The sequence below is a fragment of the Mucilaginibacter sp. Mucisp73 genome (assembly GCF_059491465.1).
Genome location: NZ_CP168507.1, coordinates 735894 through 750278 on the forward strand (window position 1 = coordinate 735894; position 14385 = coordinate 750278).

Genomic DNA, 14385 nt, shown 5'->3' on the forward strand with positions numbered 1-14385 from the left:
GCATTCGTGCATAAATTTCAATTCGTGTTTATCGGGATCTCAAAATGGAAGGTTGACCCTTCGCCGTAAGTGCTTTCAACCCAAAGCCTGCCCTGGTGCCGGTTAACAATTTCCTGGCAAATGTACAGGCCAATTCCTAACCCCGACATGTGAGAGGCGAGGTTCTCAACGCGGTAAAAACGTGAAAACACCCGTTCTAGTTGATCGGGCTGGATGCCGATACCAAAATCCTGTACCGATACCCTGAATTTGTTGTTGATAACAAGGGCTTCGATGATCACTTTATCTGCCTTTGGCGAATATTTAACGGCGTTGGTTACCAGGTTAATGACAACCTGCTCAATACGCTGGCTATCAGCATGGATAATTAATTCTCCGGCAGGTAAATTTAAAAGGAGCTGATGAGAGGGACCGGTTTGTTGCAGGATCTCCCTCAATTCGGTAAGCAGTTTGATCACATCAAAATCGGCATAAGTAAAAGGCAGTTTACCGGTCTGGATTTTGGTAACATCAAGCAAATCTGATATCAGGGTGGTTAATTTGCCCACCTGTTCCAATGCCCTGTTGGCAAGTACTTTGCTTTTATCATCCGGGGGGAGGTTACGGGCAATGATTTGCAGGTAACCCTTTAAACTGGTGACCGGTGTTTTTAGCTCATGGCTTGCAAGCCCTATAAACTCATCCTTTTTTTCATTAAGCTCTTTAATATTTTCATAAAGTTTGGCGTTATCAAGTGCTACCGCCGCCTGGGCGGCAACAGCCAAAACAAGCTGCTCGTGCTCCCTGGTAAACCTGGCCGGTTGTTCGTGTCCAAAAAATAACCCGCCAATCACCTCGCCCGATTTGCCCCTTACTGGAACAGCGAGGTAGCTCACCACCGGCAGGTGCCCTTTAGGCTGGCCAAAATGTGGTGCATTTTTTCCGTAGCGTGGGTCTTTGGTTATATCATCAACCCTTACCGTTCCCTCACCGCTGAAAGTAGGGTGAAAGACTGCCGTATTACGTGGCATGCCAAATTTTTCAAATGCCTCACGCGGAGCGCCCGAAAGCGTGAACAGCATATATGATTCGCCCTGCTCGTTAACCTGGTTGTGAAAAAAAGCGCCAAACTGCGCTCCGCAAAGCTGGGTAGTGGCATCGGTAACTTTTTGCAGGATATTTTGAATATCCAACTCGGCCGAAATAACCTGTCCTATGGAGTTTAAGATCTCCAGGCGTTCGGCATATTGTTGTAATCTTTCTTCTGATTTTTTTTGCCTGCCTATATCGCGGATTATTTTTGAAGCCCCTATTACCTTATTGCTGTTGTTTCTTATGGGAGATATGGTAAGCGAAATTTGTATTTCCTCGCCGTTTTTTGTTTTACGTATGGTTTCAAAATGTTCTATCCGTTCGTTGGCCCGTATTTTATTAATGATCATTTCTTCTTCATCATAACGGTCTTCCGGTATCAAAACCGTGATATGCTTGCCTATGATCTCGTCTTCTGTATAACCAAATAAACGTTGGGCCGCTCCGTTCCAGCTGGTAATTACACCATCAAGGTTTTTACTTACAATCGCATCTTCTGATGATTCAATGATAGAAGCCAGCATTCCTTGCTTCGATTCGGCATTTTTTTGTTCGGTAATATCTATCAATGTATTTGCGGCGCCTGCCAGTTCGCCATTTTCATTAAAACGGGGCTTGGGGTTGGATAATATATAGCTTACACTTCCATTGGGACGTTTAATAAGTATTTCCTCCTGCTCTATAGCCTTGCCGTATTTTAATACTTTACCCGTTGGTGTTTCATCGGGAGCTAATAGTATACCGTCGGAGGTAAATATCTCCCAGTTTACATACCACTTGTCTTTATTGGTTTCAGGCGTTTTTCCCCAAAGCTTTATTGCCGCCTTGTTAAAAGAGGTTATATAGCCCTCTTTATCGCAGGTATAAACTGCAACGGGCAGGTCTTCAAGTAAATCCCAGTCGGTACTATCGTTAAATGTTACTTTTGGGACCGGTTTTGAGTGGCCGGCAGATAATGGCTCTTCTCCCATGGTTATAAATATCCCCTTTGGTTGTATCTGCCACTAATTTAATATTAAAATAATCAATCTATGTTAAATTAATTAAAAAGAAAATTTTATTAAACTATCCCGTTGCAATTCAGGTTCGCAGGAGGAGAAATTTGATGTTAACCGGGCGGAAAATGCAAATTTCGGCTGCGTTTTTTTATGAATACGGTGGTTGAAGCAGGTGTACCGGTTTTGAGTTTGGTACAAAAAGTAACTTTAAACAATTTAAAGTTACTTTTTTGTCAATCGGTTCAAAAACCGCTTAAATTTTGATTTTAGGCGGTTTTTACTAAATTTGTAATAAACCAAATTAATATGTACAACCTACTTGTTTCTCCGCAGGATGTCCAGGCATCGCTTCAAAAGCATGTACTGGCCGATGGATTCGACCTCACTTTTGATATGGAAAAAAGTAAGGGTGTTTATATTTATGATGCAAAATATAATCGTACGCTGCTTGACTTTTTTACCTGCTTTGCTTCGGTGCCTTTGGGCTATAACCATCCCAAAATGCTGAACGACGAGGAGTTTAAGAAAAACCTTATGCTTGCGGCTTTAACCAACCCGTCAAATTCAGATATCTACACTACGCAATACGCCCAGTTTGTTGAAACATTTGACAGGATAGGGATCCCGGAATACCTGCCGCATGCTTTTTTCATTTCCGGTGGTGCGCTGGCTATCGAAAATGCGCTGAAAGTAGCTATGGACTGGAAAGTGCAGAAAAACTTTGCCAGGGGGTATACTAAGGAAAAAGGTTTTAAAGTATTGCACTTTGAGCATGCTTTTCACGGCCGATCGGGTTATACCCTGAGCCTTACCAATACCTTGCCAAATAAAACCAAGTGGTTTGCCAAGTTTGACTGGCCGCGGGTGTCTGTACCTTATATGAATTTCCCTTATAGCGACGCCAATCATGAAGATCTGTTAAAGAGGGAGCAATTATCGGTAGCACAGATCAGGAAAGCATTTGAAGATAATAAGGATGATATATGCGCCATAATAATTGAACCTGTGCAATCAGAAGGAGGCGATAACCATGTACGCAAGGAGTTTTTGGAAAAACTGCGTGAGCTTGCCGATGAGTACGAGGCATTGCTGGTATATGATGAGGTGCAAACAGGTGTTGGTTTAACCGGAAAATTCTGGTGTCATCAACACTTTGGAGAAAAGGCGCGCCCGGATATCATTGCCTTTGGTAAAAAAATGCAGGTTTGCGGCATATTGGCTGGCAGGCGCATTGATGAGGTTGAAGATAATGTATTTAAAGTATCATCGCGTATCAACTCAACCTGGGGCGGTAGTTTGGTTGATATGGTGCGCTCGTCAAAAATAATGGAAATCATTGAGGAGGATAACCTTTGTGATAATGCGACGGTAATGGGTGAGTACCTGCAAAACGGCTTGAGTGAAATTGCCGAACGGCACCCGGTTATAAGTAATGTGCGGGGGAAAGGACTGCTTACTGCCTTTGATTTTCCGGACAAAGCAATAAGAGACAGCTTTATTAAAAAAGGTTTTGATAATAATATTATGTACCTTGGCTGCGGCGAAAGGAGTGTGCGTTTCCGCCCCGCGCTGATCATCGAAAAAAGCCACATTGATACAGGCCTTGACATGCTTGAACAGCTTTCGGTCACTTTATAACACAGTAAATAAAGAAAATTAATCCCGGCTACAGCTAAATCCGCTCATGAAACGGATGAAATTAACTAATATTTAATAAGGTAAAATCGGCATCTATTATTTGCAAAAATAGAAAGATATTAATATACGCTACTTTTTTTCCAAAATCCGCTATATTTTTTGTTATTATTCCGATTAGATTTGTTGCAACCCTATTAAAGTAACGTAGTTCTATTTCAAGCACCATGAGCAAACACATAGAGAAATTAAAGAAACAACTGGTTGAAGTTGCCGAGGTTGTAAACTCATTCAAATCTGAAGCCGTGCAGGTTCGTATAATTGACCGTTTACTGGAGGTTATGATCGAATCGGAGAAAGTAGATGCCGAGGGTGTTGAAATGTTTGGTAAAAAAGTAAGGAAATTACGCATTGAAGATGAAGGCGGAGGTGTTTCCGGGCGTAAAAAGCCTGGTGCTACCAAAATACTTAATCAATTGCTAAATACAGATTTCTTTGATAGTCAGCGTTCTATTTCATCAATTGCCAATTACTGTAAAGAACAGTATGACTCTGACTTTAAAACATCTGAACTTTCAGGGATCCTCTTAAAATTAGCTAATGAAAATAAGCTCAGAAGGGAGAGGAGCAATGAAAATAATCGCTTTGAATATATTAAAGCATAAGTATCATCATACTTGCTAAAATAAACAGGGAGCCTGAAAATCAGGCTCCCTGTTTATTTAGGGTGAAATTTATTATATATAACTTATAGTTAAATATAAATATTATTTAAGGTTAAATAAATTATCTACCCCTAAAATTTTTCTGCTGGTAAAGCCCTCGGCATATTTTACCTGGATACTTTTGCCAAACTCGCGTGCCCGGCCGGTTACTATCTCAATAAAATTAGATGTCGAAATATAGGTTTGAGGTTCACCTTCCCAGCTTGGGTTATAAAACTGCGATCCATAGGCATTAATACTCTCTATCTTTTTATCCCAATGTTCGGTTACATCAATTAATATATCAGGGGTAATATAATTATCCTGTATAAAATGCAGCACCATGTCTGGCCGCCAGGCCTCTTGTGGTGAGCCATCAATATCAAAAGTTTCTATTTTGCGAAGGCCCGCTAAAAATGCCGAGGCTTCAACAAGTTCATTTGCCCGGCCATGATCGGGATGGCGGTCATGGTAAGCATTGGTTATTACGATGGAAGGACGAAATTTGCGGATGGCTTCAATAACCTTTACCTGGTGTTCGCGGGTATTTTCAAAAAAGGCATCGGGCAGGCCAAGGTTTTCACGTACGGCTAAACCTAATATTTCGGCGGCGGCGGCAGCTTCCTGTTTACGGATCTCGGCCGAGCCGCGGGTGCCCAGTTCGCCACGGGTAAGGTCAACAATACCAACTTTATAGCCAAGGGCAATATGTTTTAAAATTGTACCTGAACAACCCAATTCAGCATCATCAGGATGTACCGATAAAACTAATATATCTAATTTAAGCATGCGCAAAAGTAATTCATTGGTTAAATGCCGCTGTCAGCAGGCGGTCAATCTTTCGCCTGATTTTTGAGGAGTTTGGTTTGGTGAAAGGGTAGTAAAAATCAACTACATGCCCATTCTTATCAATTAAAAATTTATGAAAATTCCAGCGCGGAACCGACCGTACATTTCCATTCTCCTTTTTATCGGCAAAAAATTGATACAAAGGGTCGGCATAGGGGCCGCGTACCCGTATTTTTTCAAATATGGGATAATTTGCTCCATTGGCTTCACAAAAAACGGCAATAGCTTCACCATCTAAAGGTTCCTGTCCGCCAAAATCATTTGAAGGGAATGCGAGGATTTCAAAGTCCTTGCCGGCAAGCTGAGTTTTTAAAGCTGCCAATTCTTTTAGCTGAGGTGTAAAGCCGCATTGCGATGCCGTGTTTACAATTAAAAGAACTTTGTTTTTATATTCGGAAAGACTGATCTCTTCACCGTTTAACTTTTTAACGTTAAACCGGTAAATGCTTTTGTTATCCATTAAACTAATTGCTGTATGAATTATATCCGGCCTGATTTAATATGGCCTCGATATCCTTCTGTTCTTCAGGGTCGTAGGTTTCTTTGAGGTTATGACCAAATATGCTTGCTACCGACTGGAACATGAAAGCCTTGAAGCCGCCTTTTAATTCTTTAACCATAGCAAAGCTGGTTTGCCCGGTTTCGCGGTCAATAAGCTTAATTAAAACTTCGCCCTGACTAATTGTCAGGTTCTTGATCTCTTTATTGAACAGGTTTTTTATTTCACCCTCGCAGGTGCTAACCAGTTCTTTTTGTTTTTTCCTGTCGGCGGTAACGGCAAGGTCGCGTTGTAACTGGCGGTACCTTTGCCCTGCAAAACGTGCGTAAGGCAGTACTTTCATTACATTATAACGCAAACGACGGTAGTTTAGCCTGTCGGCCTCGCTCGCAAAAATACGGGTATCTACAATTCTAACCTCCGGCTCAACTATCCATGGTACAAGCTCGCCGTCAAGGTTGGTCATGGCTGTTCTGATGGTATCATTTTTGCCAAGAGTTACGGGTGCAGGCGTAGCTGTTTGGGCCTTTGCAGCACCCATTAAGCAACATAACAGCAGCGTAAAACCAATAAATTTCATATTTTTACTTAATACAAAAATAATGTAATTTTTTTTGGTATTTTACTAATACCTGCAATAATATTTATTTGCTGCATGTTTATGATTGAATACCGCTAATACCCCGTACATGAAAGACTTAGTGATAGACCTGGAAGCCGAGAAGAACGAGATACTAAAAAGATACCGTGCTTTGTTGCGTGCCTGTAAATCAACCCTGCAAAAGGGCGATAAACGCATGATACGCAAGGCATTTGATATGGCACTGGAAAGCCATAAGGACATGCGCCGTAAAAGCGGCGAGCCTTATATATACCACCCTATTGCCGTTGCCCAGATAGCCGCCGAAGAAATTGGCCTGGGTACTACCTCAATAGTGTGCGCCCTGCTGCATGATGTGGTTGAAGATACCAACATGACGCTTGATGAAATTGAGATGGAATTTGGTAAAAAGGTAGCCAAAATTATTGACGGCCTTACCAAAATATCAGGTGTATTTGATACCAACAGCTCATTGCAGGCCGAAAACTTCCGTAAAATGCTGCTTACCCTTGCCGATGATGTTAGGGTGATATTGATTAAGCTTGCCGACAGGCTGCATAACATGCGTACCATGGAGTTTATGCCCAGGGATAAGCAGCTCAAGTTATCATCAGAAACGGTTTACCTGTATGCGCCGCTTGCCCACCGCCTGGGTTTGTACGCCATAAAATCTGAGCTGGAAGACCTTTCCATGAAATACATGGAGCGCGAAACCTACCAGTTCATCAAAAATAAGCTGAACGAGAAAAAAGCCGAACGCGAGCGTTTTATTCGTGATTTTATCGAGCCAATCAATAAATCTCTGCAAAGCCAGGGACTTGAGGCTGATATTTTTGGCAGGCCGAAATCAATCCATTCTATCTGGAATAAGATGAAAAAGAAGTCGATACCTTTTGAAGAGGTATATGATCTTTTCGCCATCCGGATCATATTGGATAGCGCCCCTGAACATGAAAAGGCCGACTGCTGGAAAGCTTACTCTATAGTAACCGACCAGTACCGCCCCAATCCAGACCGGCTGCGCGACTGGATCTCTTCACCCAAGGCCAACGGTTATGAGTCGTTGCATACCACTGTAATGGGCCCACGGGGGCAGTGGGTTGAAGTGCAGATCCGCACCAAGCGCATGAACGAGATTGCCGAAAAAGGTTTTGCCGCGCATTGGAAATACAAGGAAGCCAGCACCGACAGCGGCCTTGACCAATGGGTACATAAAGTGCGCGAAATGCTCAAAAATCCCGATACCAACGCGCTCGACTTCATCGACGATTTTAAAATGAACCTCTTCAGCGATGAGATCTTCATTTTTACGCCAAAAGGAGCGCTGATCCAGTTGCCATTGAATGCTACGGCGCTCGACTTTGCCTTCGAGATCCATACCGATGTAGGCGCAAGCTGTATCGGTGCCAAGGTAAACCATAAGTTGGTGCCGCTAAGCTATAAACTCCAAAACGGCGACCAGGTTGAGATCATTACCTCAGGCAAGCAAACCCCTAAGGAAGACTGGCTTAATTTTGTAGTTACCGCCAAGGCCAAGGCTAAAATCAAGTCGGCTTTAAAAGAGGAGAAACGCAAGATTGCCGAGGATGGCAAAGAGATCCTGGAGCGTAAAATGAAATCGCTCAAGATCACCTATAACTCCGAAAACCTGCAAAAGATCAGCTACTTTTTTAAGCTGCAGGCCACCCAGGATCTTTTTTACAATGTTGCCAAAGGCATTATTGATATGAAGGACCTGAAAGAGTACCAGGCATCCGAAAAAGTAATTGACAATAAGCCGCAGGATAAAATTGACCAGGAGCAGGTTCAAAACCTCATCAAAAATATCAAGGCCAAAGACAGTGATATCCTGCTTATTGGCGAGGATATGCAAAAGATTGATTACAAGCTGGCCAATTGCTGCAATCCTATCCCCGGCGATGATGTTTTTGGTTTTGTTACCGTAAGCGATGGCATCAAGATCCACCGTACCAATTGCCCTAATGCAGCTAAGCTCATGGCCAACTATGGCTACAGGATAGTAAAAGCCCGCTGGACAAATCAGCAGGAGCTTGCCTTCTTAACCGGTTTGCGTATTACCGGTATTGATGAGGTAGGGCTGATCAATAAGCTTACTACGGTAATATCAAATGATTTTAAAATAAACATCAGATCTATCACTGTTGATAGTGATAATGGTATATTTGAAGGCTCGCTGATGTTGTATGTGAATGACACCAGTCACCTTGATACCCTGATTAAAAACCTAAAACAAGTAAAAGGCGTAACCGCGGTTAACCGTTTTGATTCGGCGATTGAAAAAGCATCGTGAGGATAGAAGCAGGAAGTCAAGAGTCAAGAAGCAAGAAAGAAGCAGGAAATTAAGAATTATGAGGCAAGACAGAATTCACCAATCTTGATTCCTGACTCTTGACCTCTTGTCTCTCTAATCCATAATTTATTAATAACTTTGCCCCGTTAATACATCATTATGTCACAGCAGGATACCATACCAATGGTTAAAAAAATTTTTGAGGCCTACCTCGAAAATAAAAACCTCAGGAAAACCCCTGAACGTTTTGCTATACTCGAAGAAATATATTCCCGTACAGATCATTTTGATGTGGAGTCGTTGTACATCCACATGAAAAATAAAAAATATCGTGTAAGCCGTGCAACGGTTTACAATACGCTTGAGCTGTTGGTTTCGTGCGATCTGGTTACTAAACATCAGTTTGGCAAAAACATGGCCCAGTTTGAAAAATCATACGGCTACAAACAGCATGACCACATCATCTGCATCGACTGTGGTAAAGTGGTTGAGTTTTGCGATCCGCGCATCCAGCAGATCCAGAGTATGATGGGCGATATATTGAAATTTGACATCAAACACCACTCTTTAAATCTTTATGGTAATTGTACCAAATTAAGAGAGGGTTTTTGTGACAGAAAAATTTAACTTTGCCCCCTTTCATAACACATATTCTTGAACTTACGATAAATTAATGGCTGTTGACGTATTATTAGGCCTCCAGTGGGGCGATGAAGGAAAAGGAAAAATTGTTGATGTGCTTAGCGCAGGTTACGACCTGATTGCACGTTTCCAGGGCGGGCCAAATGCAGGTCACACGTTGGAGTTTGACGGTAAAAAGTTTGTTTTAAACACCATTCCTTCAGGTATATTTTTTGAAAACACCATGAACCTTATTGGTAATGGTGTGGTGATTGATCCTATCACCCTGAAAAAAGAACTGGATAAATTAAAAGATGCCGGACATGATCTGCTGGCTAAAAAGAATCTTTTAATAGCTAAAAAAGCACACCTGATATTACCAACCCACCAGTTGCTTGATGCTGCCAACGAAAAAAAGATGGGCGAAGGCAAAATTGGTTCAACCTTAAAGGGTATTGGGCCGACGTATATGGATAAAACCGGTCGTAATGGTTTACGGATCGGTGATATCACTCTGCCTGATTTCAAAGAGCGTTATCAGAAGCTGGTTGATAAGCATGTATCTATGCTGCAGCAGCTTTATGGTGAAGTAGCAGATTTTTCAGAACGTGAAACCTTGTTTTTCGAGGCGCTTGATGTTTTACGCCAGTTCCCGCTGGTTGATTCTGAGCATTTGGTTAATAACTATATTAAAGAAGGCAAAAAAGTTTTAGCCGAAGGTGCACAGGGCGCTATGCTTGATATCGACTTTGGTTCATATCCATTCGTAACTTCATCAAATACTACCGCTGCCGGTGCTTGCACAGGTTTGGGTATTGCCCCGCAGCAAATTGGCGAAGTAATAGGTATTTTCAAAGCTTATTGCACCCGTGTGGGTGGTGGTCCGTTCCCAACCGAGTTGGAAAACGAAACCGGCGAAGAATTACGCAAAGTTGGTCACGAGTTTGGTGCAACTACAGGCAGGCCACGCCGCACCGGCTGGATCGACCTGCCGGCTTTAAAATATGCTATTATGCTTAATGGCGTTACCCAACTGGTAATGACCAAGGCTGATGTATTAAGCGGTTTCGATAAAATTTATGCTGCTACTCATTACAACTACCTGGGCGAACAGATTGATTATATGCCTTATGATATTTGTTCAGTAAAACCAGAGCCGGTATATAAGGAAATTGACGGCTGGAACGAAGACCTGACTGGTATTACCGAACTGTCTGAGATCCCGGCTAAGCTGCAATCATACATTGATTATCTTGAGGCCGAACTGGGCGTACCAGTAAAATATTTATCAGTAGGCCCAGACAGGAAGCAGACTTTAACATTGCACTAAGAATAAAAAGCGTCATGCCGAATTTATTTCGGCACCCCACCAGCAGGGTGTACTTCATGTGTAACCTTCTTGTAGGATCCTGAAACAAAGTTCAGGATGGCATAACTATAAATAAGAATAAAAAGGCCGGACGTTCCGGCCTTTTTTCATTTACTTGGTTATTTTTGCGGGGTGATAGTACAGGTTAATGATCTGCCGGGATTCAGAAAGAAGGCGTTACAATGGGCCACAACTTTTGATACGCTGTGTTACCTTGATTCGAACGGATTTAATGATCCCTACTCCAAATTTGATACGCTGATAGCGGTTGGCGCCCGTGCCGAACTTACTGCAGATGCAGGTAACGCTTTTGATCAGCTTGATGAGTTCAGGAAAAATAATCCCGGCTGGATGACAGGTTTCCTGGGATATGACCTTAAAAATGAAATTGAAGCGCTTACATCAACTAATCACGATGGCTTAAAATTTCCAGATTTGTATTTCTTTGTTCCTCAGCATCTGATTTTGATCAGGGGGGAGGGGGCTGAAATTATTTCGGATAATCCCGAATTTGTTATAAGATCAATCATTGAGCAGGGTTTAATCGAACCTGTACAGCAGGCTAATATCAACCTATCCCCACGCTTCAGCAGGCAGGAATACATTGACACGGTAAACAAAATAAAAGAGCACATTACCCGCGGCGATATTTATGTCACTAACTTTTGTCAGGAATTTTTTGCAGAGGATATACTTCTTCATCCGCTGGAGATTTTTACGAGACTGAACGAAGTTTCGCCCAATCCGTTCTCCACTTTTTTTAAATGGAATGGGAATTATATTCTCGGCGCCTCGCCTGAACGATTTTTGGCTAAACGGGGAAGTAAACTCATCTCGCAACCCATAAAAGGTACGGCTAAAAGGATGGATGATAATGAAGCCGATGAACAGGCTAAACAGCGCCTGCGCAGCCATCCCAAAGAACTGCAGGAAAACGTAATGGTTGTTGACCTGGTAAGAAATGATTTAACCCGCTCGGCTAAACCCGGCACGGTTAAAACCGAAGAACTTTTTGGTATCTACAGCTTTAAACAGGTGCACCAGATGATCTCGACCGTGGTTTGCGAAATACAGGAGGGCTTATCAAATGTGCAAGCCATCAAAAACACTTTTCCTATGGGCAGCATGACCGGTGCCCCGAAAGTGAGCTGTATGCAGCTGATGGAGCAATATGAGCGCAGTAAGCGTGGCGTATACTCAGGTGCAATAGGCTATTTTAGTCCGGATGATGATTTTGATTTTAACGTAGTGATCCGCTCATTGCTTTATAATTCCTCCAATAAATACCTTTCGTTTCACGCAGGTGGAGCTATAACTTATCACGCCGTTGCCGAAAATGAATATGAAGAATGTTTGTTGAAGGCGCAGGCGGTTATGGAAGTTTTGGGAGGGAATTGAAAAATCCAGAAAAATGAAAATAAGTAGTTCATTATTGGCGCAAGTGTTGAGCGATGGCCAGTGTACATGCTCACTTGTGCCTGTAGAGTAGTAGCAGTTTTCTCCGTGACTTGTCCTGATACTGTTTGTCCTATGGGAGCCGCATGTGATGTGCCTCTACAAAACACGTTTTACAGATCATCAACTTTTATTATATTGAGCTGTAAAAATTTCAAATCTCCGTTTATTAAATTATTAATATGTTAAGACCCCTACAAAACATAAAGCTAATTATCGGTTCCCTGTGTTTATTAGCAACCGCTATCTCTTCAGCCCAAACTAAGTATCATCCTTCAGATTTATTCCCGGCACAACCCTTATTACCTCCGGATAACTCATATCGCACAGCCACCGGCGAACCGGGCCCTGCTTATTGGCAAAACAAGGCCGATTATGTAATTAATGTAGCGCTTGATGATAAAACCAACCTTATAACAGGCACAGCCACTATTACTTATACCAATAATAGCCCCAAAGCCCTTTCGGAGTTGTGGCTGCAGTTGGAGCAGAATGTTTTCAAGAAAGATTCGAGGGGTATCCAATCCAAATTATTCCTTTACCAGGATCCTGAAAAAACTACTCCAGACGGCGGATACCAGGTAGAAGGCGTTCAGCTTGCCGGAAATAAAGCTGGAAATATCAAATACCATATTTATGATACACGCATGCAACTTGAGCTGGCACAGCCGCTGTTAAGCGGGCAGGCCATCAGTTTTAGCATCCGTTATCGTTATAACTTCCCGGTAAATTATAAAAATGCCGATTTCCTGGTTAACCGCACCGATATCCTCCCAGCAAAAAACGGTAATATCTATGCGGTGGCACAATGGTACCCCAGGATGTGTGTTTTGGATGATGTAGAAGGATGGAACACACTGCCGTACTTAGGTAACGGTGAGTTTTACCTGGAGTATGGCAATTTCAGGGTTAATATAACAGTGCCATCGGGACTTATTGTGGAAAGCTCTGGAGATCTGCTCAATCCTGAAGAAGTACTAACACCAACCGCACTTAAGCGCTGGCAGGCTGCTAAACAAAGTGATGTGCCGGTGCAGATCCGTACAGCAAAAGAAGTAACTGCCCCATCATCAAGGCCAGCAAAAGCTACCTGTACATGGAAATTTAAATTGGATAATGCAAGGGATTTTGCGTGGACGGCCTCGCGGTCGTTTATTTGGGAAGCGGAGAGTTTTAAGCTTGCTGATGGTAAACGGGTAATGGGTAGCTCGGTATACCCGGTAGAATCGGAGAAGCAGGGCAGCTGGAAACGCTCGTCGGAGTATATCAAATTTACCTTGCAGCATTTTTCCGAAAAATGGTTCCCATACCCTTATAACAAAGCAGTTAACGTGGCTTCAAACCTGGATGGTATGGAGTACCCCGGCATGGTTTTTTGCTCGGCAAAAGATACCGGCAATATGTATTTTGCAGTAGTAAACCATGAGTTGGGCCATACCTGGTTCCCGATGGTAGTGGGCAGCAACGAGCGTAAATACGCATGGATGGATGAAGGGTTTAATATGTTCATTGACAAAATTGCTACCAAAGCTTTTAATAAAGGTGAGTTTATAGGTTATGTAGAGATCGATAGTCCGCTCGATTCCCTGTTTGCAGAAAAGCTATTGCCTATTGTTACCCGCCCCGATGCTTTGCCCGGTAACCAGGTATATCCGTTGCAGTATCAAAAAGTGGCTTATTCTTTAGGTCTTTTGCGTAATCAAATTTTAGGTGCGGAACGTTTTGACCGCGCTTTCAGAAAATATATCCGTGATTGGGCCTATAAACACCCAACCCCATGGGACTTTTTTAGGAGTATGGATAGTTCGGCCGGCGAAGACCTAACCTGGTTTTGGAAATCGATGTTCCTCGAAAACTATCGCCTCGATCAAAGAATTGTTAAAGTAGAAAGTAGGGCGGGTTCCCAACCTATTATTACAGTCGAAAATATGGACAAAGCAGCCATGCCTTTGGTGGTTGAAATAAACTACGCTGATGGCTCAAAGGAGCATCGTGAATTCCCGGTTGAGATTTGGGAGTACAGCAGTAGTTATTCCTTTACAGGCGATAAAAAGGTTGCGGTTGCCAAAGTGGTTATCGACCCTGAAAAAATTTATCCTGATGCGGACAGGGGGAATAATAGTTATGAAGTAAAAAATTAAAAATCAACTCGTATAAACAAAAATGTCATTTCGATAGAGCAAGCGGGGGAATAAACGCAGGAGCGAAAGAGAAATCTTATACGCCCTGCTTTGTTCAGGGTTTATAAGATTTCTCCTCACGCCCTGCAATA

At 42.6% G+C, this 14385-nt stretch carries 11 protein-coding genes; 7 read left to right on the forward strand and 4 right to left on the reverse strand.

The window, feature by feature from the left end; genetic code table 11:
- Positions 1–17: 17 nt before the first annotated feature.
- Positions 18–2042, reverse strand: a complete 2025-nt coding sequence (locus ACEN82_RS03295; protein WP_413322649.1) for a PAS domain S-box protein — start codon at positions 2040–2042, stop codon at positions 18–20.
- Between the two features lie 333 nt (positions 2043–2375).
- Between ACEN82_RS03295 and lat the strand changes: the two genes are divergently transcribed.
- Together lat and ACEN82_RS03305 are read left to right on the forward strand one after the other, a co-directional pair.
- Positions 2376–3707 carry an L-lysine 6-transaminase gene (lat, locus tag ACEN82_RS03300; protein WP_274987063.1) on the forward strand — a complete coding sequence of 444 codons (1332 nt, stop codon included), beginning with the start codon at positions 2376–2378 and terminating at the stop codon, positions 3705–3707.
- A gap of 224 nt (positions 3708–3931) precedes the next feature.
- Positions 3932–4369 (forward strand): hypothetical protein, encoded by a 438-nt coding sequence (locus ACEN82_RS03305; protein ID WP_091175294.1) that lies wholly within the window; start codon positions 3932–3934, stop codon positions 4367–4369.
- A gap of 102 nt (positions 4370–4471) precedes the next feature.
- On the opposite strand, the gene bshB1 is transcribed toward ACEN82_RS03305, so the two are convergent.
- From bshB1 to ACEN82_RS03320, 3 genes are read right to left on the reverse strand one after another with little or no spacing between them, the layout of a single operon-like run.
- Positions 4472–5197, reverse strand: coding sequence for a bacillithiol biosynthesis deacetylase BshB1 (gene bshB1, locus ACEN82_RS03310; RefSeq protein ID WP_090528162.1), 726 nt, complete (start codon positions 5195–5197; stop codon positions 4472–4474).
- 13 nt (positions 5198–5210) lie between these two features.
- Complete coding sequence (locus ACEN82_RS03315) at positions 5211–5717, reverse strand: glutathione peroxidase (protein ID WP_373612826.1); 507 nt, start codon at positions 5715–5717, stop codon at positions 5211–5213.
- Between the two features lie 4 nt (positions 5718–5721).
- Entirely contained in the window at positions 5722–6336 is a 615-nt protein-coding gene (locus ACEN82_RS03320) for a DUF4294 domain-containing protein (protein WP_274987065.1), read from the reverse strand.
- 109 nt (positions 6337–6445) lie between these two features.
- On the opposite strand from ACEN82_RS03320, the gene ACEN82_RS03325 reads away from it, so the two are divergent.
- From ACEN82_RS03325 to ACEN82_RS03345, 5 genes are all read left to right on the forward strand, one after another.
- On the forward strand, positions 6446–8668 hold the full coding sequence (locus ACEN82_RS03325) for a RelA/SpoT family protein (protein ID WP_090529622.1): 2223 nt from the start codon (positions 6446–6448) through the stop codon (positions 8666–8668).
- Positions 8669–8827: 159 nt separating this feature from the next.
- Entirely contained in the window at positions 8828–9295 is a 468-nt protein-coding gene (locus tag ACEN82_RS03330) for a Fur family transcriptional regulator (protein WP_112567234.1), read from the forward strand.
- A 46-nt stretch (positions 9296–9341) separates the two neighbouring features.
- Positions 9342–10619, forward strand: coding sequence for an adenylosuccinate synthase (locus ACEN82_RS03335; RefSeq protein WP_129571371.1), 1278 nt, complete (start codon positions 9342–9344; stop codon positions 10617–10619).
- 171 nt (positions 10620–10790) lie between these two features.
- On the forward strand, positions 10791–12056 hold the full coding sequence (locus tag ACEN82_RS03340; RefSeq protein ID WP_413322858.1) for an anthranilate synthase component I family protein: 1266 nt from the start codon (positions 10791–10793) through the stop codon (positions 12054–12056).
- Positions 12057–12295: 239 nt separating this feature from the next.
- Positions 12296–14254 (forward strand): M1 family metallopeptidase, encoded by a 1959-nt coding sequence (locus tag ACEN82_RS03345; RefSeq protein WP_413322859.1) that lies wholly within the window; start codon positions 12296–12298, stop codon positions 14252–14254.
- The last annotated feature ends 131 nt before the right edge of the window (positions 14255–14385 follow it).

Coding starts and splice junctions, on each gene's coding strand:
- ACEN82_RS03295 (WP_413322649.1), bottom strand. CDS start 2,042: ATGGGAGAAGAGCCATTATCTGCCGGCCACTCAAAACCGGTCCCAAAA.
- lat (WP_274987063.1), top strand. CDS start 2,376: ATGTACAACCTACTTGTTTCTCCGCAGGATGTCCAGGCATCGCTTCAA.
- ACEN82_RS03305 (WP_091175294.1), top strand. CDS start 3,932: ATGAGCAAACACATAGAGAAATTAAAGAAACAACTGGTTGAAGTTGCC.
- bshB1 (WP_090528162.1), bottom strand. CDS start 5,197: ATGCTTAAATTAGATATATTAGTTTTATCGGTACATCCTGATGATGCT.
- ACEN82_RS03315 (WP_373612826.1), bottom strand. CDS start 5,717: ATGGATAACAAAAGCATTTACCGGTTTAACGTTAAAAAGTTAAACGGT.
- ACEN82_RS03320 (WP_274987065.1), bottom strand. CDS start 6,336: ATGAAATTTATTGGTTTTACGCTGCTGTTATGTTGCTTAATGGGTGCT.
- ACEN82_RS03325 (WP_090529622.1), top strand. CDS start 6,446: ATGAAAGACTTAGTGATAGACCTGGAAGCCGAGAAGAACGAGATACTA.
- ACEN82_RS03330 (WP_112567234.1), top strand. CDS start 8,828: ATGTCACAGCAGGATACCATACCAATGGTTAAAAAAATTTTTGAGGCC.
- ACEN82_RS03335 (WP_129571371.1), top strand. CDS start 9,342: ATGGCTGTTGACGTATTATTAGGCCTCCAGTGGGGCGATGAAGGAAAA.
- ACEN82_RS03345 (WP_413322859.1), top strand. CDS start 12,296: ATGTTAAGACCCCTACAAAACATAAAGCTAATTATCGGTTCCCTGTGT.